Annotated in this window: 27 protein-coding genes and 1 tRNA gene; 17 read left to right on the top strand and 11 right to left on the bottom strand. The window is 67.6% G+C overall.

What is annotated here, in order from left to right; translation table 11 throughout:
• The 5 genes from BLQ77_RS25510 to BLQ77_RS25490 form a co-directional block, all read right to left on the bottom strand.
• Positions 1-556, bottom strand: a 556-nt coding sequence (locus BLQ77_RS25510; protein ID WP_242661870.1) for a TniQ family protein, incomplete at its 3' end; no start/stop codon positions are given.
• Between the two features lie 155 nt (positions 557-711).
• A tRNA-Arg gene (locus BLQ77_RS25505) sits at positions 712-788 on the bottom strand.
• A gap of 75 nt (positions 789-863) precedes the next feature.
• Positions 864-2,246 (bottom strand): sensor histidine kinase, encoded by a 1,383-nt coding sequence (locus tag BLQ77_RS25500; RefSeq protein WP_089963913.1) that lies wholly within the window; start codon positions 2,244-2,246, stop codon positions 864-866.
• Between the two features lie 19 nt (positions 2,247-2,265).
• A complete protein-coding gene (locus BLQ77_RS25495; RefSeq protein WP_089963911.1) occupies positions 2,266-3,684 on the bottom strand; it encodes a dihydrolipoyl dehydrogenase family protein in 1,419 nt (472 codons plus the stop codon).
• Positions 3,685-3,687: 3 nt separating this feature from the next.
• Positions 3,688-4,452: a TVP38/TMEM64 family protein gene (locus tag BLQ77_RS25490; protein WP_242661869.1), complete on the bottom strand. Its 765-nt coding sequence runs from the start codon at positions 4,450-4,452 to the stop codon at positions 3,688-3,690.
• Between the two features lie 257 nt (positions 4,453-4,709).
• Between BLQ77_RS25490 and rpmH the strand changes: the two genes are divergently transcribed.
• The 11 genes from rpmH (at position 4,710) to BLQ77_RS25435 (ending at position 13,688) form a co-directional block, all read left to right on the top strand.
• The gene (gene rpmH / locus BLQ77_RS25485) at positions 4,710-4,844 is read left to right on the top strand and encodes a 50S ribosomal protein L34 (RefSeq protein WP_008884025.1); all 135 of its coding nucleotides are present in this window, start codon (positions 4,710-4,712) and stop codon (positions 4,842-4,844) included.
• A gap of 103 nt (positions 4,845-4,947) precedes the next feature.
• Positions 4,948-5,316: a ribonuclease P protein component gene (gene rnpA / locus BLQ77_RS25480; RefSeq protein ID WP_242661868.1), complete on the top strand. Its 369-nt coding sequence runs from the start codon at positions 4,948-4,950 to the stop codon at positions 5,314-5,316.
• Positions 5,313-5,549: a membrane protein insertion efficiency factor YidD gene (gene yidD / locus BLQ77_RS25475; protein WP_008885350.1), complete on the top strand. Its 237-nt coding sequence runs from the start codon at positions 5,313-5,315 to the stop codon at positions 5,547-5,549. The genes rnpA and yidD overlap by 4 nt, the downstream gene beginning before the upstream one ends.
• Positions 5,550-5,606: 57 nt before the next feature.
• Complete coding sequence (gene ttcA / locus BLQ77_RS25470; RefSeq protein ID WP_089963905.1) at positions 5,607-6,467, top strand: tRNA 2-thiocytidine(32) synthetase TtcA; 861 nt, start codon at positions 5,607-5,609, stop codon at positions 6,465-6,467.
• A gap of 76 nt (positions 6,468-6,543) precedes the next feature.
• On the top strand, positions 6,544-8,073 hold the full coding sequence (locus BLQ77_RS25465) for a GGDEF domain-containing phosphodiesterase (RefSeq protein WP_242661867.1): 1,530 nt from the start codon (positions 6,544-6,546) through the stop codon (positions 8,071-8,073).
• A 174-nt stretch (positions 8,074-8,247) separates the two neighbouring features.
• A complete protein-coding gene (gene yidC / locus BLQ77_RS25460) occupies positions 8,248-10,071 on the top strand; it encodes a membrane protein insertase YidC (RefSeq protein ID WP_008884990.1) in 1,824 nt (607 codons plus the stop codon).
• Positions 10,068-10,808: an MOSC domain-containing protein gene (locus BLQ77_RS25455; protein ID WP_089963898.1), complete on the top strand. Its 741-nt coding sequence runs from the start codon at positions 10,068-10,070 to the stop codon at positions 10,806-10,808. Before yidC ends, BLQ77_RS25455 begins: the two co-directional genes overlap by 4 nt.
• Complete coding sequence (gene yihA / locus BLQ77_RS25450) at positions 10,805-11,458, top strand: ribosome biogenesis GTP-binding protein YihA/YsxC (protein WP_089963895.1); 654 nt, start codon at positions 10,805-10,807, stop codon at positions 11,456-11,458. The genes BLQ77_RS25455 and yihA overlap by 4 nt, the downstream gene beginning before the upstream one ends.
• Positions 11,459-11,587: 129 nt before the next feature.
• Positions 11,588-12,481: an acetylglutamate kinase gene (gene argB, locus BLQ77_RS25445; RefSeq protein ID WP_089963893.1), complete on the top strand. Its 894-nt coding sequence runs from the start codon at positions 11,588-11,590 to the stop codon at positions 12,479-12,481.
• The gene (locus BLQ77_RS25440) at positions 12,478-13,191 is read left to right on the top strand and encodes a ferredoxin (RefSeq protein WP_089963890.1); all 714 of its coding nucleotides are present in this window, start codon (positions 12,478-12,480) and stop codon (positions 13,189-13,191) included. The genes argB and BLQ77_RS25440 overlap by 4 nt, the downstream gene beginning before the upstream one ends.
• On the top strand, positions 13,188-13,688 hold the full coding sequence (locus BLQ77_RS25435) for a SixA phosphatase family protein (RefSeq protein WP_207545900.1): 501 nt from the start codon (positions 13,188-13,190) through the stop codon (positions 13,686-13,688). Before BLQ77_RS25440 ends, BLQ77_RS25435 begins: the two co-directional genes overlap by 4 nt.
• Before the next feature lie 3 nt (positions 13,689-13,691).
• Here BLQ77_RS25435 and BLQ77_RS25430 read toward each other — a convergent pair whose 3' ends face one another.
• The 6 genes from BLQ77_RS25430 to BLQ77_RS25405 are packed head-to-tail and all read right to left on the bottom strand — an operon-like array spanning position 13,692 to position 19,659.
• Positions 13,692-14,084 carry a Na+/H+ antiporter subunit G gene (locus tag BLQ77_RS25430; RefSeq protein WP_089963888.1) on the bottom strand — a complete coding sequence of 131 codons (393 nt, stop codon included), beginning with the start codon at positions 14,082-14,084 and terminating at the stop codon, positions 13,692-13,694.
• A 10-nt stretch (positions 14,085-14,094) separates the two neighbouring features.
• Positions 14,095-14,364, bottom strand: coding sequence for a K+/H+ antiporter subunit F (locus BLQ77_RS25425; RefSeq protein ID WP_008885183.1), 270 nt, complete (start codon positions 14,362-14,364; stop codon positions 14,095-14,097).
• Positions 14,361-14,852, bottom strand: a complete 492-nt coding sequence (locus BLQ77_RS25420; RefSeq protein WP_008884442.1) for a Na+/H+ antiporter subunit E — start codon at positions 14,850-14,852, stop codon at positions 14,361-14,363. The genes BLQ77_RS25425 and BLQ77_RS25420 overlap by 4 nt, the downstream gene beginning before the upstream one ends.
• Positions 14,853-14,856: 4 nt before the next feature.
• Positions 14,857-16,428 carry a monovalent cation/H+ antiporter subunit D gene (locus BLQ77_RS25415; protein WP_089963885.1) on the bottom strand — a complete coding sequence of 524 codons (1,572 nt, stop codon included), beginning with the start codon at positions 16,426-16,428 and terminating at the stop codon, positions 14,857-14,859.
• Entirely contained in the window at positions 16,425-16,772 is a 348-nt protein-coding gene (locus BLQ77_RS25410; protein WP_008885815.1) for a Na+/H+ antiporter subunit C, read from the bottom strand. The genes BLQ77_RS25415 and BLQ77_RS25410 overlap by 4 nt, the downstream gene beginning before the upstream one ends.
• A 1-nt stretch (position 16,773) precedes the next feature.
• The gene (locus BLQ77_RS25405; protein ID WP_089963883.1) at positions 16,774-19,659 is read right to left on the bottom strand and encodes a monovalent cation/H+ antiporter subunit A; all 2,886 of its coding nucleotides are present in this window, start codon (positions 19,657-19,659) and stop codon (positions 16,774-16,776) included.
• A gap of 243 nt (positions 19,660-19,902) precedes the next feature.
• On the opposite strand from BLQ77_RS25405, the gene BLQ77_RS25400 reads away from it, so the two are divergent.
• From BLQ77_RS25400 to BLQ77_RS25375, 6 genes are all read left to right on the top strand, one after another.
• Positions 19,903-20,793, top strand: a complete 891-nt coding sequence (locus BLQ77_RS25400; RefSeq protein ID WP_008884205.1) for a LysR family transcriptional regulator — start codon at positions 19,903-19,905, stop codon at positions 20,791-20,793.
• Between the two features lie 93 nt (positions 20,794-20,886).
• Complete coding sequence (locus tag BLQ77_RS25395; protein WP_008884820.1) at positions 20,887-21,354, top strand: formate dehydrogenase subunit gamma; 468 nt, start codon at positions 20,887-20,889, stop codon at positions 21,352-21,354.
• On the top strand, positions 21,351-22,871 hold the full coding sequence (locus BLQ77_RS25390) for a formate dehydrogenase beta subunit (RefSeq protein ID WP_089963881.1): 1,521 nt from the start codon (positions 21,351-21,353) through the stop codon (positions 22,869-22,871). Before BLQ77_RS25395 ends, BLQ77_RS25390 begins: the two co-directional genes overlap by 4 nt.
• Positions 22,872-23,004: 133 nt before the next feature.
• Positions 23,005-25,926 (top strand): formate dehydrogenase subunit alpha, encoded by a 2,922-nt coding sequence (gene fdhF, locus BLQ77_RS25385; protein WP_089963879.1) that lies wholly within the window; start codon positions 23,005-23,007, stop codon positions 25,924-25,926.
• The gene (gene fdhD, locus BLQ77_RS25380; RefSeq protein ID WP_089963876.1) at positions 25,923-26,741 is read left to right on the top strand and encodes a formate dehydrogenase accessory sulfurtransferase FdhD; all 819 of its coding nucleotides are present in this window, start codon (positions 25,923-25,925) and stop codon (positions 26,739-26,741) included. Before fdhF ends, fdhD begins: the two co-directional genes overlap by 4 nt.
• Entirely contained in the window at positions 26,731-26,955 is a 225-nt protein-coding gene (locus BLQ77_RS25375) for a formate dehydrogenase subunit delta (protein ID WP_089963874.1), read from the top strand. Before fdhD ends, BLQ77_RS25375 begins: the two co-directional genes overlap by 11 nt.
• Positions 26,956-26,994: the final 39 nt, after the last annotated feature.

Genomic DNA, 26,994 nt, shown 5'->3' with positions numbered 1-26,994 from the left:
CTGCGGGGATCATCGGCTGATCCAAGATCCACCCGTAGTGCTTCCGAAGCTGCGCCGAAAAGTCCCTGGCATCTTTGCTAAATTTCTCTGGCGGGAGGTTCACCAGCATGCAGCCGTGCTCGGGGCAGCTTCTGATCGACGAGAGTTTCCGCTGCAGGCGGCGCGGAACACACCACGATTCAGCTGCAGACGGCGCCTCTGCCCTTACACACTCGGGACAGACACGGACGCGCAAGCGTTGAAAGCTCTGGAGGGAGGCAAATTCGTCTCGCAGACGGAAATGCCCTTTGCCAAGATGGCGGACAGACACCCGCTCCAACGCAGCTGCGTCGCACCCGGCCAGCTGCGCCAATTGCTCTATCGCGATCTTCTCCCCGCGGAACAGGGGATCGATCGGAAAGGCAATGTCGCCGCAGAATCTTTGCATGGAGCTTGCGCCGCCCCTCGCCGCGAGTCGGGAGAGCAAAGACGATGCCGGCTCGAACGCGGCATGCGGCACAGTCAGCGGCAACTGAGGAAAGGCGTTTCCGGGGATGGCGGGGAGGCTCTTGGCCAAACGAGACTTCCGGGATCAGACAAAGGCAGGAATGTCCTGACTTTACGATCGCGAACTCAACTGGGCAACGCCACTCCGCATTCTGGAAGTTCCGCCTGCGGGGTCAGGCATCTGACATGAAAGTCAGTTTTGCCTGACACCCCACAGAGTGGAAGTGGCGGACCGAGGAGGATTCGAACCCCCGACCCCTTGATTCGTAGTCAAGTACTCTATCCAGCTGAGCTATCGGTCCGTGGAGGCGGGGTTTAGACTTAGCCGCAGAGATGCGCAAGAGGTGTTTTTGAAGTTTTTCAAATTCTCTCGAACATCACCCGACGTCACCCATCGGAAGGCGGATTTCGAAGCAGGTTCCGTCCGCGCCGGAGCGTGCCAGACGCAGGGTTCCTCCGTGGTTGCGCACCAGCTCCGCCACGATGGCGAGGCCGAGCCCCGCCCCGCCTTTCCGGGCCCCGCCCTGGAACGGCTGGAACAGGTGCTCGCGGGCTTTCTTGGGCAGTCCGGGGCCGGTGTCGGTGACCTCGATGATCCAGGCGTCATCCTCCTCGCGGGCGGCGACGCTGATTTCGCCCTCCTGCCCGGTGCCGGTGATCGCCTGCCGGGCGTTGCGCACGAGATTGCTGACCACGCGGTAGATCTGCTCGGGGTCGCCGCGAATCTGCATGGTTCCGGGGATGTCCTCGGAGAGGCTCACCTCATGCTCACCGATGGCCAGCCGCTCGGCCTCGAGCACCTCGTTGACGAGCTCGGCGAGGTTGAACTGGGTGAGCACCGGCGCCGGCTCCTCGGCCTTGCCGAAGGCCAGCGTGTTCTCGCAGAGCGACACGGCGCGGGCGATGGAGCCCACGAGCTTGGGCGCCATGCGCTTGACCGAAGGGTCCTCGGACATCTCGATGCGGTCGGTGAAGAGCTGCGCCGAGGTCAGGATGTTGCGCAGGTCGTGGCTCACCCGGGCCACGGCGCCCCCGAGCTGCGCCAGCCGCTCCTTCTGCCGAAGCGAGGCGGAAAGCTGCGTCTGCAGGGACTGCAGGGCCTCTTCGGCCTCGCGAAGCTCGCGCACGCCGGCGGAGGGACGGATGATCCTGCGGGCATCCTCGGGCGCCTCGGCATAGCGCTGCATGTGGCCGACCACGCGCTTGATCGGCTTCACCAGCAGGCGCCGGACCGCGAGGAAGAGCAGCAGCGCGGTGATCACCGAGATCACCGCCGAGAGTGCGAGGATCCGCAACCCGTATTCGAGCATGGCATGGCGCAACGGCGCGCTGTCCATGGTGACCTCGATGAGCTGGCCTGCCTCGCGCGAGGGGTAGCCAAGCACCCGGATCAGCCGCGGCGCCGGATCGACGAGTCGCAGGATCGCGTCGCGCATCAGCACCACGGGACCCGCCTCGCGCAGGTCGTAGGTCTTGGAGACCGGGCCCGGCACCGGCGAGGAAAGCATCAGCTCGCGCGTGGCGTTGCGCTGCAGGGCAACGTTGTAGACGCCGGCATTGGCGAGAAGCTCGCGCTCGAGATCCGGGTCGATCATGTCGTCCGCCAGCAGCGCCAGCGACGCGATCTGCGCCCGCTCCAGCCGGTCCACCAGGTAGTCCTCGCGATAGCGCGCGACGGAGGGCACGAAGATCAGCACCTCGGCCAGCATCACGAACACCGTCGTGAGAATGAGGAAACGGCCGGAGAGCGAGTTGAGCATGAAGTGTCGTCTTGTCCCGTCAGGGCAGCCAGCGCTGCACCAGTCTTACAATTCTTTTCACTGTTTCGTTTTCAAACAGACGGGGAGAGAAATAGGTTCCCGCGACGCGTTTGTTAAGCTCCCCGATGGTGGGATAAGGCACAACCATCCCTGCGAGATCGCTCATTCTGAGCCCCGCCGACAGCGCCAGCGCCCAGGTTCCGATGAGTTCACCCGCCTGCGCACCGGCGATTGAGGCACCCACTGGACGGCCCTTCACCACCATGACCTTGAGCAGCCCGGTGGTCTGGCGCAGAGCGATGGCGCGGTCGTTGTGCTGGTAGGGAAATCGCACCACTTCGAGCCGGTCGCCGTATTTCGCCCGCGCCTCGGCCTCCGTCAGGCCGACCTGTGCCAGCTCCGGGGCGGTGTAGGTGGCGCGCGGCAAAATCTGCGGCTTCACCCGCACCGGCAGGCCGAAAAGCGCGTTCCGCACCACGAGGCCTGCGTGATAGCCCGCCACATGGGTGAACTGTGCGCCGCCCGCGATGTCGCCTATGGCATAGACGCGGCGGTTGCTGGTGCGCAGCCCCTCGTCCACGGCGATGCCGCTGCGGGTGGTGTCGATCCCGGCTTTCTCAAGGTCCAGCCCGTCGAGATTCGCCCGCCGCCCCACGGCCACCAGCAGATGCGTGCCGCGCAGCACCCGGCCGCCCACGGTCTCGACCTCGAGCGCACCGTCGCGGCCACGCACCGCCGCGGCCTGCGTCTCTTCGAGGATGGTGACGCCCTCGGCCCGCAGGTCCTCGAGCACGATGGCGGCAAGCTCGGGATCCTCGCGGCCGAGCGCGCGCTCCGCCTCGATCACCGTGACCTCGCAGCCGAGCCGCCGGTGCGCCTGCGCCATCTCGAGCCCGATGGGCCCGCCGCCGATCACCAGAAGGTGCGCCGGGCGCTCACGCAGCTGCCACAGCGTCTCGTTGGTGAGGAAGGGCACCTCGGAAAGCCCGGGGATCGGCGGCACGAAAGGCGAGGAGCCCGCCGCCACCACGATTCGCCGCGCGGTGACGACATGCTCGCCAGCCTGCACCTCGGTCTTCGAGATGAAGCGCCCGTGCTCACGGATGACACGCACGCCGAAGCCCTCGAACCGCTCCTGGCTGTCCATGGGAGCGATGCGCGAGATCGTCTCCGCCACATGCGCCTGCGCCGCGGCGTAATCGACCTGCGGCGCGACGGAGGCGACGCCGAACGGCCCCGCGCCCGCCATGCCATGCGCTCGCCCGGCGCTGGCGATCAGCGCCTTCGACGGGACGCAGCCGTAGTTGAGGCAATCGCCGCCCATCTCGCCGCGCTCGAGCAGCACCACGTCGGCGCCCATCTGCGCCGCACCGGCGGCAACCGAGAGCCCGCCCGAGCCCGCGCCGATCACCAGGAGATCCGTCTTCAGCCGCTGCATGGGTCAGATGTCCTTTCGCCCGCGCAGGGCGCGGATCACGATGGGAAGCGCCGCCAGCGCCGCGAGGCCCAGCAGAGGGCCGATCACCTGCGGCGCCCAGAGCAGGCTCAGGTCCGGGTTCTCGCCGCGGTCGAAGACCTCGCCAACGCCGACGCCGATGGAGGTGAAGACGATCGCACCGGGGATGATTCCCAGCGCCGTGGTCCAGACGAAGTTGCGCAGCTTCACCCCCACCAGCGCGGGCAGCAGGTTGGCCACGAAGAACGGCACCACGGGAATCAGCCGCAGCAGGAACAGCACGCTGACCTCGTTCTCGCGCAGCCCGGCCTTCACCTTGCCGAGCGTGCCCTCCGAAGCCTCCATCCGTGCCGCCAGCGTCTGGCCGAGCCCCGCGCGTGCGGCAAGGAAGATCAGCAGCGCGCCCACGGTCGCCGCCGCGACGTTGAGTGCGGTGCCGGCGACCAGCCCGAAGAGGAACCCGCCGGTGACCGAGGCCACCGCCGCCCCCGGCAGAGACAGCGCCACGATCGCCACGTAGGCCAGCAGGAAGGCCCCCGCGACCACCACGTAATGCGCATCCCTCAACGCCAGCAGCGACTCGCGGTGCTCGCGCAGCGTGTCGAAGCTGATGTAGTCGCGCAGCAGGAAGAAGCCCGCCACGGCGGCGACGAGGATCAGGGCAAACGGCAGGTGCCGCCCGAATCCCTCGCTGCGGCGGGATGATGTCCGGGGCTTGGCCCGGGCGGAGTCGGTGGGTATCTCTGTCATCGTTACAAGATGCGGCAGGTCGTGCCTTCACAACAGCCCCATCACGCCGCCTTGATCCACGGTGACGCTGGCCCCCCGGGATCGGCCCCGGAGGACCGTGGCTGTAACAATTGGCCCCCGTGAGGGCGGGTGAAATGTTGCAGCTTTTGCGCGATAGAGGTTTGACACGGGATCGTCGCCTCCCTATAGCACGGGCTTCGAATGACACCGGCCCGGCGAATCCGTCCTGGGCTGACCGAAAAACGGAGTAGAGCGCGATGAAACGCACCTTCCAGCCGTCGAACCTGGTTCGCAAGCGCCGTCATGGCTTCCGCGCCCGCATGGCCACCAAAGGCGGCCGCGCGGTTCTCAACGCGCGCCGTGCACGCGGCCGCAAGCGCCTCAGCGCCTGAGCCGGTCGCTCTGCCCATGGCGGAGCGAGACGCATCCATGGATAGAAAAGCCGCCCCGGACCAAACCGTGGCGGCTTTTCCTCATGCCGATCAGCAGGCCCTGATGCCTGTCCAAGACGATTCGGCACCGAGGCTCGAGACGCTGCGCAAGCGTCCCGACTTCCTGTCTGCGGCCCGCGCCCGACGTCAACCCGTCGGGTCTTTCCTGTTGCAGGCGCGTCTGCGCGACGACGGCAATACGACCATTCGCGTGGGGTTCACCTGCTCGAAGAAGGTCGGCAATGCCGTGGCCCGCAACCGCGCCAAGCGCCGCCTGCGCGAGATCGCGCGGCTTACCCTGCCCGGACTCGGGCAGCCGGGATGGGATTACGTGCTGATCGGCCGCCGCGACGCCACCGCAGAGCGGCCCTTCGAGCTTCTGCGCAAGGATCTCGAATACGCGTTGCGCAAGATCCACGGTGCCGCGACATGAGCCCCCTCGCACATGTCGCCGCCCTGCCCGTGCGCTTCTATCGCCTCGTGTTCTCGCCCTGGGTCGGGCATGGCTGCCGCTATCAGCCCACCTGCTCGGCCTATGCGCTCGAGGCGCTTGAAAAGCACGGCGCCCTCAGGGGATGCTGGCTTGCCGCCCGGCGCATCCTGCGCTGTCATCCCTGGGGTGGGCATGGCATCGACAATGTGCCCGAGCCCCGCTCCAAGACCTGACCAACGCCCCCTTCACGCCGCCTGCCTGACCGCGCGGCACAGCAACACTGGCAGCTCATGTTCGACAACGCCGACGACATCCACCCGCTCTTCCACGGCGCGCCCAAGAGCACCGAGTTCAAGAAGCTGCGCAAGCGCATCGTGCAGAACGTGCGCGAGGCAGTGGACCAGTACCGGATGATCGAGCCCGGCGCGCGCTGGCTTGTCTGTCTCTCGGGCGGCAAGGACAGCTACACGCTGCTCGCAGTGCTGCACGAGCTGAAATGGCGCGGGCTGCTGCCGGTCGAGCTCCTGGCCTGCAACCTCGACCAGGGCCAGCCGGGCTTTCCCTCGACGGTCCTGCCGGAATTCCTCGAAAAGATGGGCGTCCCGCACCGTATCGAGTACCAGGACACCTATTCCGTCGTCGTCGACAAGGTCCCGCAGGGGCGCACCTATTGCGCGCTCTGCTCGCGTCTGCGGCGCGGCAACCTCTACCGCATCGCCCGTGAGGAGGGCTGTTCCGCCGTGGTGCTCGGCCACCATCGCGACGACATCCTCGAGACCTTCTTCATGAACCTCTTCCACGGCGGACGGCTGGCGACGATGCCGCCGAAGCTTGTCAATGAAGAGGGCGATCTCTTCGTCTATCGCCCGCTCGCGCACGTGGCCGAGGCCGATTGCGAGAAGTTCGCCCGCGCCATGAACTACCCGATCATTCCCTGCGACCTCTGCGGCTCGCAGGACGGGCTGCAGCGGATGCAGGTGAAGGCGATCCTCGACCAGTGGGAAAAGAACAGCCCCGGCCGCCGGCAGGTGATGTTCAAGGCGCTGACCAACATTCGCCCCTCGCATATGCTCGACCCCAAACTCTTTGATTTTGCGGGGCTGATGCGCGATCCGGAGCGTGAACGCCCGGATATTCCCGACCTTCGTTAAGTCTCGGGTTACTTCCTTGTTCTAGTCCTGTTCCCGTCTTCTGACGGATGAAAGGGCTGGGGCCATGAAAGCGCGGATGCTGGCAGGCCTGATTCGACGCCGCGGGCGTCTCTCGAAATGGCTGCACGGGGCCCACATGCTCGCGTTCCTGCCGGCGCTCACGCTCGCAGGCTTCTGGATCGGGGGGGAAATGGCCCTCATCGCCATCGCGCTCGGGCTTCCCGCGCTCTACGCGCTCTCCTCCGACGGCACCACCGGCCCGCTCGATCCCGACCGACCGTTGCCCGATCTGGTGGATGGTGCCGCCGCCAGCGATCTCGCCGACCAGATGCTCGCCCGCGCCGGCAGCTCGAACCTCGCCACCGCTTGCTTCATGCTCGAGGCCGAGGGGCTCGACAGCATCCGCAGGCGGGTCGGCGACGACACCGTGCAGGACCTGCGCAACATGCTCCTGCGGCGCCTGCGGGCGCTGATGCGGCGGGGCGACTGCGCCGCCCGGATCGGGGATTCCCGCTATCTCGTGCTGCTCAGCCCGTCGCTGCGTCTTGATCTCGAAGCGCTGCTCACTCTCGCCGACCGCATGCAGCGCGCCCTCGAAGAGCCGGTCGAAAGCGACGTGGGCACGCATTATCTGTCTGTGGCCATTGGCTTCTGCGGCTCCAGCCGGCTGCCCGGCACGCCCGATGGCGCGCAATTCGTCGAGGCTGCGCAGACTGCGCTGGCCGAGGCGCTCTCGAACAGCCCTTCCGCGATTCGTGCCTGGTCCGACAGCATGCGGGCCGAGCGGCGGGCGCGAAAATCTCTGCTGGCAGAGGTCGAGCGCGCGCTTGCCAAGGGACAGATCCAACCGTGGTTCCAGCCGCAGCTCTGCACCTCCACCGGGCGTATCAGCGGGGTCGAGGCGCTGGCCCGCTGGCTCCATCCCGAGCGCGGGATCGTGCCGCCGATGGAATTCCTCAACGCGCTCGAGGAATCTGGCCAGCTCGACCGGCTGAGCGAGGTCATGCTACAGCACAGCCTCACCGCCCTGCGCGGCTGGGACGCCACGGGGATCGAGATTCCCCGGGTCAGCGTCAATTTCTCCGATGTCGAGCTGCGCAGCCCGCAACTGGTCGAACGCATCAAGTGGGAGCTCGACCGCTTCAACCTTCCCGCATCGCGGCTCGGGGTCGAGGTGCTCGAGACCGTGATCGCGGAGTCGCCCGAGGGGGTGGTTGCGAAAAACATCACGGGTTTGTCGCGGCTTGGCTGCCAGGTCGATCTCGACGACTTCGGGACCGGCCATGCCTCGATCACTGCGCTGCGCCGCTTCACCGTGCACCGGCTCAAGATCGACCGCAGCTTCGTGACCCGCGTCGACCGGGACGAGGAGCAGCGGCGCATGTTGGCGGCGGTGCTGGGCCTTGCCGACCGGCTCGGGCTCGAGACCGTGGCCGAAGGGGTCGAGAGCGTCTCCGAGCACGCGCTGCTCGCCCAGCTCGGCTGCGACCACGTGCAGGGCTTCGGCATCGCCCGGCCGATGCCGCCCGACCAGCTCGCCACCTGGGCCCGCGCGCACGCCGAGCGGGTGCATGCCGCCCAGCAGATCGGGCGCAGCGCCGGCTGAGTCCCCCTGCCCCGGCGGCAGCCCCGGCACCTGCCCCGACCACGACCGGAACCGCTGTCCTGCCTGCTGCCATTGGTCACAAAAGCCGCGAGTCCCCCGGAATCGGCTTGACCTTTGGGGGCCCTGCCTGTTGAACCCGGCGGTGACTTTTCAAGGACAGGGCGTCGGTCTCGCATGGACGATCAGAACAAGAACCTGCTCATCGCAACCGGTCTGAGCTTCGTGGTGATCCTTATCTGGTTCCTGCTGTTCCCGCCGCCGGAAGAGCCGGCCGTGGATCAGCAGGAGCCGGTCGCGACCGCTCCGGTTGAAGGCGATGCGGCGACGACTCCGTCCACCGCGACCCCGACCGAGGGGACCGAGGGCACCGCCACCGCGCCCCAGGCCGAGACCGCCGACGCGCCGCGCCTGCCCATCGACACCGCCCGTCTCGGCGGCTCGATCTCGCTCACCGGCGGCCGCATCGACGAGCTGATCCTCAAAGACTACACCGTCACCATCGACGAGGACTCGCCCAAGGTGCAGATCCTCGAGCCGGTCGGTACCGGCCACGCCTATTACGCGCTCTACGGCTGGGCTCCGGGCAACGGGCTCGAGCCCGCCGACGTGCCGGGTGCGAACACCGAATGGCAGGTCGAGTCCGGCTCAAGCCTGACCGTCGACAGCCCCGTCACCTTGCGCTGGGACAGCCCCGCCGGCCTGACCTTCCGCCGCACAGTCGCGGTCGACAAGAACTTCATGTTCACCGTCACCCAGTCAGTCGAGAACACCGGCGAGGCCAGCGTCTCGGCCGCGCCCTACGGCATCGTCGCGCGCCACGGTGAGCCCGTCGGCCGCAAGAAGTTCTTCGTGCTCCACGAGGGCGTCGTCGCCATGGCCGACGGCAAGCTCAACGAGATCGACTACTCCGACATGCCCGACATGGACATGGTCGCCAGCGAGGGCGCGCGCGCCGACGTCACCCAGGTTGCCGAGAACGGATGGATCGGCTTCACCGACCACTACTGGATGACCACGCTGATCCCGTCGCAGGGCACCGCCTTCAAGCAGGTGGCGAAATACGACGAGGGCCGCGACATCTACCAGACCGAGGCGGTGCTGCCGACCGTGACCCTCGCCCCCGGCGAGACCCAGCAGGTCACCACCCAGCTCTATGCCGGCGCGAAGGAATACGAGACCATCCGCGGCTACGAGGATGCCGGCGTCGACCGCTTCATCGACAGCATCGACTGGGGCTGGTTCTTCTTCCTGACCAAGCCGATCTTCTGGCTGCTGCACCACCTGCACGGTCTGATCGGCAACATGGGCTGGTCGATCATCGCGCTGACCATCACCCTCAAGGCGATCCTCTTCCCGCTGGCGTTCAAGTCCTACGTCTCGATGGCAAAGATGAAGGAACTGCAGCCGGAGATGGAGAAGCTCAAGGAGCGTGCCGGCGACGACCGCCAGAAGCTCCAGCAGGAGATGATGCAGCTCTACAAGAAGGAAAAGGTCAACCCGGCCTCGGGCTGCCTGCCCATCCTTCTGCAGATCCCGATCTTCTTCTCGCTCTACAAGGTGATCTTCGTGGCCTTCGAGCTGCGGCAGGCGCCCTGGTTCGGTCCCTTCCAGGATCTCTCCACGCCCGATCCGACCTCGCTCTACAACCTGTTCGGCCTGCTGCCCTGGGCGGCACCCGAGCCGGGCAGCACGCTGGCGCTGATCTTCGTGGGCATCCTGCCGATCCTGCTGGGCATCTCGATGTTCCTGCAGCAGAAGCTGAACCCGGCCCCCGCCGATCCGACGCAGAAGATGATCTTCGCGTGGATGCCCTGGGTGTTCATGTTCATGCTCGGCGGCTTCGCCAGCGGCCTGGTCGTGTACTGGATCACCAACAACACGATCACCTTCACCCAACAGTACCTGATCATGCGGAGCCAGGGCTACACGCCCGACGTGTTCGGCAACATCAAGTCCGGGTTCAAGAAGACGCCCAAGGACGACAAGCCGGCGAAATGACCGCGCGCCTGGCCCAGATCTGGCGGCATCCGGTCAAGGGGATCGGTCGCGAACCCCTTGACGCGGTCACCCTGAATGCCGATGCGCCCATGCCCGGAGACCGGGCATGGGCGTTTCAGCACGAGGGTGCCCCGGATGAGCCGGGCTGGCAGCCGCGCCGCAACTTCCTCGTCGTCGCCAACGGCCCGAAACTGGCGCAGGTGACGGCGAAGACCGAAGAGACGGGGCGCATCGCCCTGTCGCACCCGGACCGCCCTGCCCTCAGCTTCGCGCCCGAGACCGAGGGCGCCGCGTTCGCCGAGTGGGTCCGCCCGCTCTGGCCCGAGACCGCTCCCGCCCCGCGGGCGCTGGTCAAGGCGCCGCCGCAGGGCATGGGCGACAATGGCGCGGCCGAGGTCTCGATCCTCAGCCTCGCGAGCCTGCGTGACCTCTCGGAGCGGATCGGAAAGCCGCTCGAAATCGAGCGGTTCCGCGGCAATCTCGTGCTCGACGATCTCGCGCCGTGGCAGGAATTCGACTGGTGCGGGACGACCCTGCGCATCGGCTCCGCCCTGCTCGAGGTCACCGGGCGCATCGAACGCTGCCGCGCCACCGAGGCCAACCCGGTGACCGGCGAACGCGACGCCGAGCCGGTGCGCGCGCTTTACGGCGCCTTCCATCACCGGGATTTCGGCGTCTATGCCCGCGTCGTCCAAACTGGCATGATCGCCGTCGGCAATGAGGTCTCGCCCGCATGACACAGCTTCCCTTCCCGCTCGCCGAAGAACCCGATGACGCCGCCCGCGAATCCGCGCGCAAGCTCTTCGCCGGCGAGGTCGACTTCCTCAAGGGCGTGGTGGCCATGGACGGCCTGCCGCCGGACGACCGCACCGAGGTCTGCTTTGCCGGACGCTCGAACGTCGGCAAGTCGAGCCTGATCAACGCGCTCACCGGGCGCAAGGCGCTGGCCCGCGCGTCGAACACGCCGGGCCGGACGCAGGAGATCAACTTCTTCACGCTGGGCGAAGAGCGTTATCTCGTCGACCTTCCGGGCTACGGCTTTGCCAACGCCCCGGTGGCGGTGGTCGAGAAGTGGCAGCGGCTGCTCAAGCAGTATCTCTCGGGTCGCGCCTCGCTCCGACGGGCCTTCGTGCTGATCGATTCGCGCCATGGCGTGAAGGCGGTGGACGAGGAGATCATGACCCTGCTCGACCGCTCCGCGGTGACCTTCCAGGCGGTGCTCACCAAGTCCGACAAGATCCGCGACAAGGAACGCGAGAAGGTGCTGGACCAGGTCCGCGAGAAGCTCTCGAAGCACCCCGCTGCCTATCCCGAGCTGGTGCTGACGAGTTCCGAGAAGGGCGATGGCATCGCCACGCTGCGCGCCATAATCGCCGGGCTCGACTGAGCGGCACCCCGCCGGCTGCCGCGCGGTGCCCCGACCGGGGCACCGGATCCACGAAAATTCTTGCGTCCTGCGCGGGCATCCCGGACACAGGGAACGAACCCGACCGCATCGAAGGGATGCCACCCAGACATGAAGCAGCAGAAGATGAACCGAGACTGGATCGCAACCGCCCGCACCCTCAACGAAGCCCTCCCCTACATGCAGCGCTACACCGGCGCTGTGGTGGTGGTGAAATTCGGGGGCAACGCCATGGGTGACGACGACGCGATGGCGGAATTCGCCCGCGACATCGTGCTCATGCGGCAGGTCGGCGTGAACCCGGTCGTCGTGCATGGCGGCGGCCCGATGATCAACGACATGCTCAAGCGGCTGAACATCGAAAGCAGCTTCGTCCGCGGCAAGCGCGTCACCGACAAGGCCACCGTCGAGGTCGTCGAGATGGTGCTGACCGGCCTCGTCAACAAGCGCATCGTGCAGGCGATCATGGACGAGGGCGGCCGCGCCGTGGGTCTCTCGGGCAAGGATGACGATCTCATCGTGTGCGAGCCCGACGATCCGGAACTGGGCTTCGTGGGCCGCCCGATCGAGATGAACGTGCAGGTGCTGCGCGATCTCTTCGCCGCCGGGATCATCCCCGTCGTGGCCCCCGTCGCCACCGGCACCGAGGTTACCGAGACCTACAACGTCAACGGCGACACCGCCGCCGGCGCTATTGCCGGCGCGCTCAAGGCCGACCGGCTGCTGCTGCTCACCGATGTCACCGGCGTCAAGAACGCCGAGGGCCAGGTGGTCACGGCCATGACACCGGAAGACGTGCGCGCGATGATCGCGGACGGCACCATCGCGGGCGGCATGATCCCCAAGACCGAGACCGCGCTGAAGGCGATCGAGGAAGGCGTGCGCGCCGTGGTGATCCTTGACGGCCGGGTGCCCAATGCCTGCCTGCTGGAGCTCTTCACCGAGCATGGCGCGGGCTCGCTGATCCGCTCGCCGGACCTGGAGCCGGTGCGCGCCCGGACGTGAGCCTCGCGGCGCTCGACCGCGACGCGCGCGCCACGGGCCTTGCGATCCGTGGCGCCTTTCACCCGGCCCCCGGGGACGCCGTTCCCGAGGGCGCGGGGACGCTGATCCTCCTCGGACCCGACGAGCCGGGCTTCTGGCCGGAGTTCCGCAGGTCTCCCGAATATAGCGATGACGCGCCCCACCCGCTCGACCGCTGGTCGCGGCGGGTGATCGGGGCACTGGCAGCGCGCTGGGGCAGCATGGCGGTCATTCCGGCCGACGGCCCGCCATGGCCGCCGTTCCTGTCGTGGGCGGCGCGCAGCGGGCAGGCCTTCCCCTCGCCCATCGGATTGTACGTGCACGCAAGGGCCGGGCTCTGGATCAGCTATCGCGGCGCCGTGGCCCTGCCCGGCCGCCTCGAGCTGCCTCAGCCCTCAGCGCCGCCCTGCCCTGCCTGCGCGGGCCATCCCTGCGCCAGTGCCTGCCCCGTGGGTGCGCTCAGCACAGGTGCCCCCTACGACATCGCCCGCTGCCAGTCCTACCTGCGCACCGAGGCGGGGCGCGACTGCCGCGAGCGGGGGTGCCTCGCCCGCCGCGCCTGCCCGATCTCGGCCACGCTGCCGCGGCAGGACGAACAGAGCGCTTTTCACATGGCCGCCTTCATGGAAGACTGGCCGACAGGGACCGCGCCCGAAACCGACCGGGCGGGCAAAAAGGGAGAGCCAGCGTGAAACGCCTGATCCTGATGCGCCATGCCAAGTCTGACTGGACGACGGGCGGGGCCGATCACCAACGCCCCCTGAACAAGCGCGGCCGCAAGAGCGCGAAGGCGCTCGGCGACTGGCTGCGCGCGCAGGGCCACGTTCCGGACCACGGGCTTTGTTCAACCGCCACCCGCACCCGCGAGACGCTCGACCTTCTGGGCTTCGACGTGCCGGTCACCTACGAAGACCGGCTCTACCACGCCGGGCCCGTCGCCATGACCAAGAGCCTCAGCGAGGCCGAGGGCGCGTGCGTGGTCATGGTGGGCCACAACCCCGGCATCTCGGGCTTTGCCCATGAGCTGCTGACGCGTCCCTATCATCACCCCCGCTTCGAGGATTACCCGACCGGCGCCACGCTGGTGGCCGAGTTCGACATCGCCGACTGGTCCGAGCTGCGTCCCGGCACCGGCGAGGCGATGGGCTTCGTCATCCCCCGCGAGCTGCTGGAAGAGAGCGAGGCCTGAGGCTCAGCGCCCCGGGTCGTTCTCTTCGCCCGGCGGCGCGTCGTAGACCGCCCAGCCGTACTTGCCACCCGAGGGCGGCAGGTCCTTTTCCTGCAGCTTGGCCTGCATATGGGTCTTGGCGATGAAGTTCGCGGTGATCGGCGCGGTCAGGAACAGGAACAGCGTGATCAGCAGTTCGTGGAACGACACGCGCCCCTCGACCATCACGAAGTAGAGCATCGAGCCGATCAGCACCCCGCCGACCCCGAGCGTCGTTGCCTTGGTGGGCGCGTGCAGGCGCTGCATCGTGTCCCGCAGCCGCAGGAAGCCGATGGATCCCACCAGGCCGAACAGCCCTCCGATGACGAGGAAGACCGACACGAGGATCTCCGGCAGCAGGGTCAGGTCGTGGTCCATTGCGTCCCCCTCATTCGATGATGTCGCCGCGCAGGATGAAGCGGCAGAAGGCGACGGTCGAGACGAAGCCCACCATCGCGATCAGCATGGAGGCCTCGAAGTAGATCGCCGTGCCCTGCCAGATCCCGTAGAGGATGATGAGCGCGATGAAGTTGATGACCATGGTGTCGAGCGCGAGGATGCGGTCCGCCACCGTAGGCCCCGCCAGCATCCGCCAGAGCGTCCCGAGCAGGCCGAAGCCGAAGCAGGCGAAGGCGAAGACGATTGCGTAAGTGATCATCCGAAGATCTCCTTCAGCCGCCGTTCGTAGCGCGATTTGATATGGTCCCGGACCTCGTCCGGATCGTCGGTGTGCAGCGCATGCACGAGCAACGCGCTGCCATCGGCGGCAAGCGTTGTCGAAACGGTGCCCGGCGTCATGGTGACGGTCCCCGCGAGCACGGTGATCGCCTCGGCCGAGGTCAGGTCGAGCGGCACCACGACCCAGCGCGAATGGATGGCGTCGTTGCGCTTGAAGAGCACGATGGCCGCCACCACCACGTTGGCCACGATGATGTCCCAGAGCACGATGAAGACGTATTCCAGCGCCATCAGCGGCGCCCGCAGCGTGGGCCGGTTCGGCCAGTAGGGCGCCGTCAGCACCGGGATGGTGACGCCGAACACGGCGCCCAGGAACAGGTTCCCGAGGGTGACCTTGTTGACCAGCGCCAGCCAGACGATGGTGAGGGTCAGCGACAGGACGGGGTGAGGGAAGAGTCTCGACAGCATGGGGCTAGTGCTCCTCCTCCTTGAGTTTCTTGGTGTCGTGCTGGTCTTCCAGCACGGCCGCCACGTAGTCGCCCGGATCGTAGAGCTGGGCCGCGGTGGATTCCATGTGGCGCATCACCGGGCCTGCGAAGACCGTCAGCAGCGCAAGGCAGGCGAGCGAGGCCACCGACGGCGCGGCCAGCGCCGGGCCGATGCGGTTGGCCGGGGGCGTCTCCTCCTCGGGCGTCTCCTCCTCGGGCGGCATCAACTCGGCCGAGGTGGACTTCCAGAACAGCACGCTGCCCGCGCGGACGAAGCCGACGATGGTCAGCAGCGAGCCCGCCAGCACCACCGCCCAGACCAGCCAAGCGTAGTCGGCAAAGCGCAGCGCGTCGAGCACAAGCAGCTTGCCGAGGAACCCGCTCAGCGGCGGCATCCCGGCGATGGCGATGGCGCCCGCGAAGAACAGCGCCGCGATGAAACCGTTCTGCACCGTCGCGGGCACGGCCTTCAGCAGGTCTCCGCCCTCGCGACGGGACAGCAGCAGGTCGGCGATGAGGAACATGGCCGCCGCGGCGAAGGTCGAGTGCACGAGGTAGTAGAGCGCCGTCGCCGTGGTATGCGGCGAGAAGCCCGAGATCGCCAGCATCAGCGTCGCGGTGGAGCCGAGCACCGAGAAGGCGATGAGCGGCATCAGCCTGCGCGCGCCCATGACGCCGATGGCCCCCACGGCGATGGTGATCAGAGCCGCCGGCATCAGCCAGTCCTGCGACAGCGACCCGATGGGCGCCGCGTCGGGACCGAAGACGATGGTGTGCATGCGCAGGATCGCGTAGGCGCCGACCTTGGTCATGATGGCGAAGAGCGCGGCCACCGGCGCGGGCGCCATGGCGTAGGTGCCCGGCAGCCAGAACTGCACAGGGAAGAGCGCCGCCTTTACCCCGAAGACGATCATCAGGAGCATCGCGGCGACCCGGACCAGGCCTGCCTCCTCGACCGGGATCTCTCGCACTTTCAGCGACAGGTCGGCGATGTTGAGCGTGCCGGTGGTGGCGTAGATCGTGCCGAGCGCGATCAGGAACAGGCTCGAACCCGCGAGGTTCATGATCACGTATTGCAGGCCGGCCTTGAGCCGCGCCTTGCCGCCGCCGTGGATCGTCAGCGCATAGGAAGCGATGAGCAGGATCTCGAACAGCACGAAGAGGTTGAAGGCGTCGCCGGTGAGGAAGGCACCGCAGATGCCCATGAGCTGGAACTGCATCAGAGCGTGGAAATGCCGCCCGCGCTGGTCCCAGCCGCTCGCCGCGGAGTGGATCACCACGATCAGTCCCAGCACCGAGGTCAGCAGGATAAGCAGCGCCGACAGCCGGTCGAGCACCAGCACGATGCCGAAGGGCGCGGGCCAGTGGCCAAGCCGGTAGACATGCACGCTGCCGTCGGCGGAGAGCATGAAGAGCCCGAAGGCGATGGCGCAGAGCAGCACCGCGCCGGTGATCGAGGCCACCCGCTGCAGCGTGATGTCGTAGCGCATCACATAGGCGATGAGCGGCGCCAGCAGGGCCGGCAGCACGACGGGAGCGATGATCCAGTGGTTCACGCGTCGCCCTCCCCGGCCCGCTCGTCCTCGACGTTGACGCGGTCGTTGCCGTTCTCGAGGAAGGCGCCCAGCGCGATCAGCACCAGAACGGCCGTCATCCCGAACGAGATCACGATGGCGGTCAGCACCAGCGCCTGTGGCAGCGGGTCGGTGTAGGCGGTCGCGTCATCGGTCAGCACCGGCGGCAGGCCCACGGCCAGCCGCCCGGAGGCGAAGACGAAGACGTTCGTCGCGTAGGAGAGCAGCGTCACCCCCAGGATCACCGGGAAGGCACGCAGGCGCAGGATCAGGTATATCCCGGCGGCGGTCAGCCCGCCGATCGAGGTTGCCACGACCAGTTCCATGTCAGTGCCCGTCCTTCTTGTCATTGACCTCGGCGGCCGCCTCGAAGCGGCGCGACGGGTCGTAGTCCATGGGCTCCAGGTTCACCGTCTCGCCGGCGTAGCGCGCCAGCCGGGACAGCGAGTAGAGCATCAGCATCACCGCTCCGAGCACCGTCAGGAAGACCCCGAGGTCGAAGAGCATCGCGGTTGCGAGTTCGAATTCCTCGAACGGCGGAATGGTGAAGTAGCCGAAGGCGCTGGTGAGGAACGGCGCCCCGGCGAGCCATGCACCCGCCCCGGTGAGCCCCGCCACGACCACGCCCCAGCCGATCATCGAGTGGTATTCGAACCGCTTGCGCTCCTGCGTCCAGCCGAAGCCCGAGGCCATGTACTGCATCAGCAGTGCGATCGACATCACCAGCCCCGCCACGAAGCCGCCGCCCGGAAGGTTGTGGCCGCGCAGGAAGATGTAGACCCCGACCAGCACCGCGATGGGCATCATCACGCGCGTCGCGACCACCATCATCACCGGGTGCCGGTCCTGCGAGCGGTCGGGCGGGAAGGTCCAGTTGCGCAGGGTGCGCGAGGCGGGCCCGTTCAGCAGCGCCTCCATCAGCGCGTAGAGCGTCAGCCCCGCGATGCCGAGCACGATGATCTCGCCGTAGGTGTCGTAGCCCCGGAAGTCCACGAGGATCACGTTCACCACATTGGTGCCGCCGCCGCCCTTGTAGGAGTTGGCGAGGTGGTAGTCCGAGATCGTCGAGACGTCGCGCAGCAGGAAGCTGTAGGCCAGCAGTGCCACCGCCGCACCCGCCGCGACCGCGATGGCGCCGTCGCGGACCTTGAGGATCGTCGGGCTCTCGCTCGGGGTGTCCTTGGGCAGGAAGTGCAGTGCCACCAGCATCAGCAGCACGGTCACCGTGTCCACGGTGATCTGCGTCAGCGCGAGGTCCGGCGCCGAGAGGTAGACGAAGCCGGCCGAGACCATGAGCCCGATCACACTGGTCAGCATCAGCGCGCGGAAGCGGTTTCGGTGCATGGTGACGATGGCCGCGGTGGCCACCATCAGCAGCACGAAGCCCACGGCCACGAGCGGCGGCACCGGCAGCAGCCCGCGCGTCGGCGGCGCCATGCCGCCTCCGCTGTAGGCCGCGAAGCCCAGAACGATGGTCGCCACGGTGAAGATCGCAAGGTAGCGCGAGATGGCGCCGTTGTGAGTGATCTCGGTAAAGCGCAGCGAGGCGCGCTCGACCACGGCCACGAGCCGCTCGAAGATCGCCTTGGCCTCGGGCCGCGGCGTGCTCAGCCAGACGCGGTCGAGCGGTCGGTGCAGCCACAGCAGGAAGGCACCGCCGAGGGTCGCGACGATGGACATGATGAGCGCCGGTGTGACCCCGTGCCAGAGCTTCAGGTGCACGTGCTCGGCAGTGTCCCCGGTGACCGCGGCGCTGGCCACGTCGACGATGGGCCCCGCGATCAGCGACGGGAAGAGGCCGATGGCCACCACCATCACCGCAAGGAAGGCGGGCGCAGCCAGCATGCCCGCGGGCGGATCATGCGGGTGGTGCGGATAGTCGTCGCGCACCGGGCCGAAGAAGGTATGGCCGATGAAGCGGAAGCAGTAGGCGACTGAAAGCATTGCGCCGACGGTGGCCACGATGATGATCGGCCAGGTGCCGCCCCACCAGTGGGTGTGTGCCACTTCCTCGAGCATCATTTCCTTGGACATGAAGCCGTTGAGCGGCGGGATCCCCGCCATCGAGAGCGCCGCCACCACCGCGATGAGCGCGGTGATCGGCATCAGGCTCGCGAGCCCGCCGAGGCGCTTGATGTCGCGGGTGTGGGTCTCGTGATCGACGATGCCCGCGCACATGAAGAGCGTGGCCTTGAAGGTCAGGTGGTTGATGATGTGGAACACCGCCACCGTCGCAGCCATCGGTGTGCCGAAGCCCAGCAACATCGTCAGCAGGCCGAGGTGGCTGACGGTCGAGAACGCCAGCAGCGCCTTCAGATCGTCCTTGAAGAGCGCGATCAGCGCGCCGAGCACCATGGTGATCAGCCCCACGGTCGAGACGATGTAGAACCACGCCTCGGTGCCCGCGAGCACCGGCCACATGCGGGCCATCAGGAAGACCCCCGCCTTCACCATGGTCGCCGAGTGCAGGTAGGCCGAGACCGGGGTCGGTGCGGCCATGGCGTGCGGCAGCCAGAAGTGGAAGGGGAACTGCGCCGACTTGGTGAAGGCGCCCAGCAGGATCAGGATCAGCGCCGGCAGGTAGTATTCCGAGGCACGGATCTCGTCGCCGTGCTGGAGGATCACCGACAGGTCGTAGCTCCCCGCGATATTGCCGAGGATCAGCATCCCCGCGATCATCGCGAGTCCCCCCGCTCCGGTCACTGTCAGCGCCATGCGGGCGCCTTGGCGGCCCTCGGGCAGGTGCTTCCAGTAGCCGATGAGCAGGAAGGACGAGAGCGAGGTCAGCTCCCAGAACACCAGAAGCAGCAGGATGTTGTCCGAGACCGAGATTCCCAGCATCGCGCCCTGGAACAGCAGCAGGTAGGTGTAGAACTGCCCCATCGGGTCATCGCCCGAGAGGTAGAACCGCGCGTAGAGGATGATCAGCAGCCCCACGCCGAGGATCATGCCCGCGAACAGCAGGCCGAGCCCGTCGAGCATGAAGTTGGCGTTGAGCCCGAGCCCCGGCAACCAGTCGATCCGCGCGGTGACGGTCCCGCCGTTCATCACGTCGGGGGCCATCACGCCAAGCAGGATCAGCGCAAGCAGGGTCGGAATGGCAGTGAACGTTGCGCAGGCATTGCGCCCCGCACGGATCATCAGCCCCGGCACGAGCGCGCCGATAAAAGGCAATAGAACCATAACGGGCAGAAGTCCGCTGGCTGAAACCATCCCTGTTCCTTCGTCTTGTCCGCCCAGCTCCGCGCAGGAAGCGGCGGGTGAGGCTTGTCGTTAATCTTTGCCCTATTTTTACTATGTGCTCCGAAACATTATTCAATATTTCGGCTCTGAAAACATGCATTCATTGTGCTGATTTTCGAAGTCCATAGGGTTATAGGCACCCTGACTGCGACAGATTGCCCGATCAGAGTAATGTCTGCTACGGATCGTCATGCCCAGTTTCGATAGACAGACATGATCCCCAAGCTTGAAATGCTCATCGCCCTCGCCCGGGAGAAGCACTTCGGTCGCGCCGCCGAGAGCCTCGGCATCACCCAGCCGACGCTGTCCACCGGCATCCGCCAGCTCGAGGAGCAGCTCGGCGTGAAGCTGGTGATCCGCGGCTCGCGCTTCGGCGGGCTGACCCCCGAGGGCCAGCGCGCCCTGATCCGGGCCCGGCAGATCGTCGGCGATACCCGCCGCCTGCGCGAAGAGATGCGCGCCTCTCGCGAGGGGCTTGCCGGGCACCTGCGGCTTGCGGTGATCCCGACCGCGCTCACCTGGGCGTCGCGGCTGGTCACCGGTTTCACCGACCGCCACCCCAACGTGAGCTTCACCGTCCTGTCGCGGGCCTCGGCAGAAATCCTGTCGATGCTCGACGATCTCGAGATCGACGTCGGCATCTCCTACCTCGACAACGAGCCCCTGGGGCGGGTCACCACCCGGCCGCTCTACCGCGAGGCCTACACGCTGGTCTGCCGCCCCGACCACGCGCTCGCCAAGGGCGGGCCGCTGAGCTGGGACGCGCTGGGGGAGGCGCGGCTTTGCCTGCTGACCCCGGACATGCAGAACCGGCGTATCATCAACCGGCACTTCATGGAGGCCGGCGTCGGCCCTGCGGCGCTGATCGAATCGAACTCCACCGTGGTGCTGGTGGCCAACGTGCTGCACGGCGACTGGGTGACGATCCTGCCCGACGATCTCGCCCGCTTCCTCTGCGAAGGCAAGCCGCTGGCGGTGGTCCCCCTGCGCGAGCGCGGCACTGCCCCCACCGTGGGCCTCATCGCCCCGCACCAGGAGCCCTATACCCCCGTGCTGCAGGCACTTCTGCGCGAAACCGAGGGGCTCTCCCGACCGGCCCGTTGATAGGATTTGACTATCGTTTAACGGAATAACGATATTGAATCGGTAATGAAGGATCTGGCAGAACAGGGGACCACCGTAGGAGGAGAAGCCCTTATGCGCCACTCAAAGCCGACGGCCGACGAGATCCAGGCCCTCATCGACGGACAGATGCACCTCGAGGGGCCTCTGCTGCCGATCCTGCACGCGCTGCAGGAGGCCTATGATCACGTGCCGGAAGCGGCGCTCGGGATGATCGCCGAGACCCTGAACCTCACCAAGGCCGAGGTGCACGGGGTGATGTCCTTCTACCATGATTTCCGCAAAGCCCCCGCCGGTCGGCACGTGGTCAAGATCTGCCGCGCCGAGGCCTGCCAGTCGATGGGCGCGAACGCGCTGTCCGACGCGGTGCTCGAGAAGCTCGGCATCGGGTGGGGCGGCACCACTTCTGACGGATTGGTAACGGTCGAGGCGGTTTACTGCCTCGGGCTCTGCGCCTGCGCCCCCGCCGCGATGGTGGATGACCGGCTGATCGCTCGCGCCGACGCGGCGCGGCTCGAGAAGGCTCTGGAGGGCGCAGCATGAAGATCTGGGTTCCCATGGACAGCGCCGCCAAGGCACTTGGCGCCGAAGAGGTGGTCGCGGCGATCCGCGCCGAGGCCTTGAGGCGCGGCGTCGAGATCGAGATCGCGCGCAACGGCTCGCGCGGAATGATCTGGCTGGAGCCGCTGGTCGAGGTCGAGACGCCCGCGGGCCGCATGGCCTTTGGCCCGATGACCCCCGAAGATGTCTCCGCGCTGTTCGAGGACGGCCACGAGAAGGCGCTCGGCCTGACCGACGAGCTCGACTGGATGAAGCGGCAGACCCGCCTCACCTTCGCGCGCTGCGGCATCACCGACCCGTTCTCGCTGGAACAGTACGAGGCCCTCGGTGGCCTCGTCGGCCTGCGCCGCGCGCTTGGCATGACCGGCGAGCAGATCACCGACGAGGTGAAGCTCTCGGGCTTGCGTGGCCGTGGCGGCGCAGGCTTCCCCACCGGCATCAAGTGGGACACGGTGCGCATGGCGCATGCCGACCGCAAGTACATCGTCTGCAACGCCGACGAGGGCGACAGCGGCACCTTCGCCGACCGCATGATCATGGAGGGCGACCCGTTCTGCCTGATCGAGGGCATGACCATCGGAGGCATCGGCTGCGGCGCCACCAAGGGCTTCGTCTACACCCGCTCGGAATATCCCGACGCGGTGGCGGTGATGCGCCGCGCCATCGACATCGCCCGCGCCGCCGGCGTGCTGGGCCCCGACGTGCTGGGCTCGGGCAAGGCCTTCGAGCTCGAGGTCCGCGTCGGTGCCGGCGCCTATGTCTGCGGTGAAGAGACTTCCCTGCTGAACTCGCTCGAGGGCAAGCGCGGCGTGGTGCGTGCCAAACCGCCGCTGCCGGCGCTCGAAGGCGCCTTCGGCAAGCCCACAGTGGTGAATAACGTGATCTCGCTCGCCACCGTGCCGGTGATCTTCGAGAAGGGCGCCGAGTTCTACGCGAACTTCGGCCTCGGCCGGTCGAAGGGCACGATCCCGCTGCAGATCGCCGGCAACGTCCGGCACGGCGGCCTCTTCGAGACCGCCTTCGGCATGAAGCTTGGCCAGATCGTCGAGGATCTTGGCGGCGGCACCGCCTCGGGCCGCGCGGTGAAGGCCGTGCAGGTCGGCGGCCCGCTGGGCGCCTACCTGGGCACCGACCAGTTCGACACGCCCTTCGGCTACGAGGAGTTCGACGGCGAGGGCGCGCTGATCGGCCACGCCGGTCTCGTGGTCTTCGACGACACCGCCGACATGCTCGGCATGGCGCGCTTCGCAATGGAGTTCTGCGCCGTCGAGAGCTGCGGCAAGTGCACGCCCTGCCGCATAGGCGCGGTGCGCGGCGTCGAGACGCTCGACCGGATCGCCGCGGGCGACGCCGAGGCCGTGCCGCTGCTGACCGACCTCTGCGAGACCATGAAGGACGGCTCGCTCTGCGCGCTGGGTGGGTTCACCCCCTACCCGGTGATGTCGGCGCTGCGGCTGTTCCCCGAGGAATTCGGGGCAGTCCGGGAAGCGGCAGAATGAGCGGCACGGGGACCGTGACGAACTTGGCCTCGCCGACGCGGGGCAACCGGGCCGGGGGCGCTGCCCCCGTCCGCGCGGGGCGCGGGCTTACCCGGAACATTTGCGGCGAGACAAAACCGCGGGAGGATGCGCGATGAAGGATTTCATCATTCCCTGGGACGACCGGGACATGGGAACGCCGGCCAAGGCGGGCAAACCTGTTCACCTGACGATCGACGGCATCGAGGTCACGGTGCCCGCGGGCACCTCGGTGATGCGGGCAGCGATGGAAGCCGGCATCAAGGTGCCGAAGCTCTGCGCCACCGACTCGGTTGAGGCCTTCGGCTCCTGCCGGCTCTGCGTGGTCGAGATCGAGGGCCGGCGCGGCACCCCCGCCTCCTGCACCACGCCGGTGCACGCGGGCATGGTGGTGCACACCCAGTCCTCGAAGGTGAAGAAGATCCGGCGAGGGGTGATGGAGCTCTACGTCTCGGACCACCCGCTCGACTGCCTGACCTGCGCCGCCAACGGCGATTGCGAGCTGCAGGACATGGCCGGCATGGTCGGCCTGCGGGACGTGCGCTACACCCCCGGCGACAATCACTTCGACCCCTCCGGCACCGGCGCACGGTCGCAATCCGAGGCTCGGCTGCGGATGCCCGAGGGCGAGGCCAACCCGCTGTATATGCCGAAGGACCAGAGCAACCCCTATTTCACCTACGACCCCTCCAAGTGCATCGTCTGCTCGCGCTGCGTGCGGGCCTGCGAAGAGGTGCAGGGCACCTTCGCGCTGACCATCGAGGGCCGAGGCTTCGACAGCCGCGTTTCGGCGGGCGCCGCCGGTGACGATTTCCTGGCCTCGGATTGCGTGAGCTGCGGCGCCTGCGTGCAGGCTTGCCCCACCGCGACCCTGCAGGAAAAGAGCGTGGCCGAGCTTGGCACCCCCGACCGCGAGGTGGTGACCACCTGCGCCTATTGCGGCGTCGGCTGCTCGTTCAAGGCCGAGCTCAACGGCGATCAGCTGGTGCGCATGACTCCGTGGAAGCACGGCAAGGCCAACCGCGGCCACAGCTGCGTCAAGGGCCGCTTCGCCTACGGCTACGCCGAGCATCCGGACCGCATCCTCAACCCGATGATCCGCGACAGCATCGACATGCCATGGCGCGAGGTCTCCTGGTCCGAGGCGCTGGCCTTCGCCGCCGGACGGATGCAGGCGATCCGCGAGAAGCACGGGCGCAAGAGCCTGGGCGTGATCACCTCGAGCCGCTGCACCAACGAGGAAACCTACCTCGTGCAGAAGCTCACCCGCGCGGTCTTCATGAACAACAACACAGACACCTGCGCACGGGTCTGCCACTCGCCCACCGGCTACGGGCTCGGCCAGACCTTCGGCACCTCCGCCGGCACGCAGGATTTCGACTCGGTCGAGCAGGTGGACGTGGCGCTGGTGATCGGCGCCAACCCGACGGACGGGCACCCGGTTTTCGCCTCGCGGCTGAAGAAGCGGCTGCGCCAGGGAGCGAAGCTCATCGTCATCGACCCGCGCCGCATCGACATGGTGAAATCGGCCCACATCGAGGCCGCGCATCACCTGCCGCTGACCCCGGGCACCAACGTCGCCGTGGTCACCGCGCTGGCGCATGTGATCGCGACCGAAGGGCTCTATGACGAGGCCTTCATCCGCGAGCGCTGCGACTGGGACGAGTTCCAGGCCTTCGTCGAGTTCGTCTCGGACAAGCGCCACGCCCCCGAAAGCACCGCGCTGCTCACCGGCGTCAACGCGCAGGAGCTTCGCGCGGCGGCACGGCTCTACGCCAAGGGCGGCAACGCGGCGATCTACTACGGCCTCGGCGTCACCGAGCACAGCCAGGGCTCGACCACGGTCATGGCGCTGGCGAACCTCGCCATGATGACCGGCAACATCGGCCGCGAGGGCGTGGGCGTGAACCCGCTGCGGGGCCAGAACAACGTGCAGGGCTCCTGCGACATGGGCTCCTTCCCGCACGAGCTGCCGGGGTATCGCCACGTGAAGCTGCCCGAGGTCCGCAAGGTCTTCGAGGACGCGTGGGGCGTGACCATCGACCCCGAACCCGGCCTGCGCATCCCCAACATGCTCGACGCCGCGGTCGAGGGCACCTTCAAGGGGCTCTACTGCCAGGGCGAGGACATCCTGCAGTCGGACCCGGACACCCGGCACGTGGCCGCGGGGCTTGCCGCGATGGAATGCGTCATCGTGCATGACCTCTTCCTCAACGAGACCGCCAACTACGCGCATGTCTTCCTGCCGGGCTCGTCCTTCCTCGAGAAGAACGGGACCTTCACCAACGCCGAGCGTCGTATCAACCGCGTGCGCAAGGTGATGGCCCCGAAGAACGGCTACGAGGACTGGGAAGTGACGCAGATGCTCGCCAATGCCATGGGCGCGGGCTGGGCCTATACCCACCCCGAGCAGATCATGGCCGAGATCGCCGCCACCACGCCGAGCTTCGCCAACGTCACCTACGACCTGCTCGACGAGAAGGGCTCGGTCCAGTGGCCCTGCAACGGCGAGCACCCGGAGGGCACGCCGCTCATGCACGTAGACGGCTTCGTGCGCGGCAAGGGCCGGTTCATCGTGACCGAGTACGTGGCCACCGCCGAACGCTCCGGGCCGCGCTTCCCGCTGCTGCTGACCACCGGCCGGATCCTGTCGCAGTACAACGTGGGCGCCCAGACCCGGCGCACCGCCAACAGCGTCTGGCACGAGCAGGACATGCTCGAGATCCATCCGCATGACGCCGAAAACCGCGGCCTCAAGAACGGCGACTGGGTCAAGCTGGCCAGCCGCTCGGGCGAGACGACGCTGGTGGCGACGATCACCGACCGGGTGAGCCCCGGCGTGGTCTACACCACCTTCCACCACCCGGACACGCAGGCCAACGTGGTCACCACCGATTACTCGGACTGGGCCACCAACTGCCCGGAATACAAGGTGACCGCCGTTCAGGTCTCGCCCAGCAACGGGCCGAGCGACTGGCAAGAGGACTACGCCGCGCAGGCCGAACGCTCGCGGCGTATCCTACCGGCGGCGGAATGAGTGCGCGCTGCATCAGCCGGCCAGGCCTGGCGGTGCATCGCGGCGCCGTGCGCCCGGTGACGCGCGCCCTGCCCGAAGAGGTGCCTGTCGCGCTGGTCTTCGACGGCTCGACGCAGGCGGTGATGATGGCGACGCCGGACGACATCGCCGATTTCGCCTACGGCTTCGCCCTGAGCGAGGGGATCATCTCCGAGCTCTCCGACGTGGCCGAGTTCGAGACGGTGACCCATGCGCGCGGCATCGAGGCGCGGATCTGGCTCCGGACCGAGCGCGGCTCGGCCCTGAAGGAGCGCCAGCGCAGCCTGATGGGGCCCACCGGCTGCGGGCTCTGCGGCATCGACTCGCTCGAGCAGGCGCTGCGCCCCCTGCCCCGACTGCCCGCCGGCGGGCCGAGGCTCGGCCGTGCCGAGGTGGCGCAGGCGACCGACCTTCTGCGCGCCCACCAGCCGCTGCATGACCAGACCCGCGCCGTCCATGCCGCGGGCTTCCTGCGCCCCGGCGAGGGCATCGTCATGGCACGCGAGGACGTGGGGCGGCACAACGCGCTCGACAAGCTCATCGGCGCGATGGTGCGGCAGGGGCTCGACCCGGCCGAGGGCGCCTTCGTGCTCACCAGCCGGGTTTCGGTCGACATGGTCCAGAAGACCGTGCTCGCCCGCTGCCCGATCCTCATCGCCGTATCCGCCCCGACCGCGCTGGCGCTCGAGACCGCGCAGGCCGCCGGCCTGACGCTCGCCGCCTTCGCCCGGGGCGGCGGATTCGACCTTTATGCCGCCCCCGAGCGCATCGTGGATGGAGAGAGCCATGTCGCCTGAGAAAATGGTCATGATGGCCAACCAGATCGCCACCTTCTTTGCCAGCCAGCCCGGCGATCACGGCGCCGAGGATGTGGCCGCTCACATCAACGACTTCTGGGAACCGCGGATGCGCAGCCAGCTCATCGCCTTCATCGAGGCGGGCGGCGAGGGCCTGCACCCGCTGGTGATCCAGTCGTTGGGTCATATCCGCGCGCCCGCCGCGCAGGATTGATCCCGCACAAGACAAGCGCGCGACAATACCGCTAGACTC

The organism is Salipiger thiooxidans (assembly GCF_900102075.1).
Classification (GTDB): domain Bacteria; phylum Pseudomonadota; class Alphaproteobacteria; order Rhodobacterales; family Rhodobacteraceae; genus Salipiger; species Salipiger thiooxidans.
The sequence above is the reverse complement of the archived record's forward strand: the minus strand, read 5'-3'. Positions and strand labels throughout refer to the sequence as shown.

Coding starts and splice junctions, on each gene's coding strand:
- yidD (WP_008885350.1), top strand. CDS start 5,313: ATGAGCCCCCTCGCACATGTCGCCGCCCTGCCCGTGCGCTTCTATCGC.
- BLQ77_RS25495 (WP_089963911.1), bottom strand. CDS start 3,684: ATGCAGCGGCTGAAGACGGATCTCCTGGTGATCGGCGCGGGCTCGGGC.
- fdhF (WP_089963879.1), top strand. CDS start 23,005: ATGAAGGATTTCATCATTCCCTGGGACGACCGGGACATGGGAACGCCG.
- rnpA (WP_242661868.1), top strand. CDS start 4,948: ATGCCTGTCCAAGACGATTCGGCACCGAGGCTCGAGACGCTGCGCAAG.
- BLQ77_RS25490 (WP_242661869.1), bottom strand. CDS start 4,452: ATGACAGAGATACCCACCGACTCCGCCCGGGCCAAGCCCCGGACATCA.
- fdhD (WP_089963876.1), top strand. CDS start 25,923: ATGAGTGCGCGCTGCATCAGCCGGCCAGGCCTGGCGGTGCATCGCGGC.
- BLQ77_RS25500 (WP_089963913.1), bottom strand. CDS start 2,246: ATGCTCAACTCGCTCTCCGGCCGTTTCCTCATTCTCACGACGGTGTTC.
- rpmH (WP_008884025.1), top strand. CDS start 4,710: ATGAAACGCACCTTCCAGCCGTCGAACCTGGTTCGCAAGCGCCGTCAT.
- yihA (WP_089963895.1), top strand. CDS start 10,805: ATGACACAGCTTCCCTTCCCGCTCGCCGAAGAACCCGATGACGCCGCC.
- BLQ77_RS25430 (WP_089963888.1), bottom strand. CDS start 14,084: ATGGACCACGACCTGACCCTGCTGCCGGAGATCCTCGTGTCGGTCTTC.
- BLQ77_RS25400 (WP_008884205.1), top strand. CDS start 19,903: ATGATCCCCAAGCTTGAAATGCTCATCGCCCTCGCCCGGGAGAAGCAC.
- BLQ77_RS25420 (WP_008884442.1), bottom strand. CDS start 14,852: ATGCTGTCGAGACTCTTCCCTCACCCCGTCCTGTCGCTGACCCTCACC.
- BLQ77_RS25395 (WP_008884820.1), top strand. CDS start 20,887: ATGCGCCACTCAAAGCCGACGGCCGACGAGATCCAGGCCCTCATCGAC.
- yidC (WP_008884990.1), top strand. CDS start 8,248: ATGGACGATCAGAACAAGAACCTGCTCATCGCAACCGGTCTGAGCTTC.
- BLQ77_RS25375 (WP_089963874.1), top strand. CDS start 26,731: ATGTCGCCTGAGAAAATGGTCATGATGGCCAACCAGATCGCCACCTTC.
- BLQ77_RS25455 (WP_089963898.1), top strand. CDS start 10,068: ATGACCGCGCGCCTGGCCCAGATCTGGCGGCATCCGGTCAAGGGGATC.
- BLQ77_RS25410 (WP_008885815.1), bottom strand. CDS start 16,772: ATGGAACTGGTCGTGGCAACCTCGATCGGCGGGCTGACCGCCGCCGGG.
- ttcA (WP_089963905.1), top strand. CDS start 5,607: ATGTTCGACAACGCCGACGACATCCACCCGCTCTTCCACGGCGCGCCC.
- BLQ77_RS25390 (WP_089963881.1), top strand. CDS start 21,351: ATGAAGATCTGGGTTCCCATGGACAGCGCCGCCAAGGCACTTGGCGCC.
- BLQ77_RS25425 (WP_008885183.1), bottom strand. CDS start 14,364: ATGATCACTTACGCAATCGTCTTCGCCTTCGCCTGCTTCGGCTTCGGC.
- argB (WP_089963893.1), top strand. CDS start 11,588: ATGAAGCAGCAGAAGATGAACCGAGACTGGATCGCAACCGCCCGCACC.
- BLQ77_RS25465 (WP_242661867.1), top strand. CDS start 6,544: ATGCTGGCAGGCCTGATTCGACGCCGCGGGCGTCTCTCGAAATGGCTG.
- BLQ77_RS25405 (WP_089963883.1), bottom strand. CDS start 19,659: ATGGTTTCAGCCAGCGGACTTCTGCCCGTTATGGTTCTATTGCCTTTT.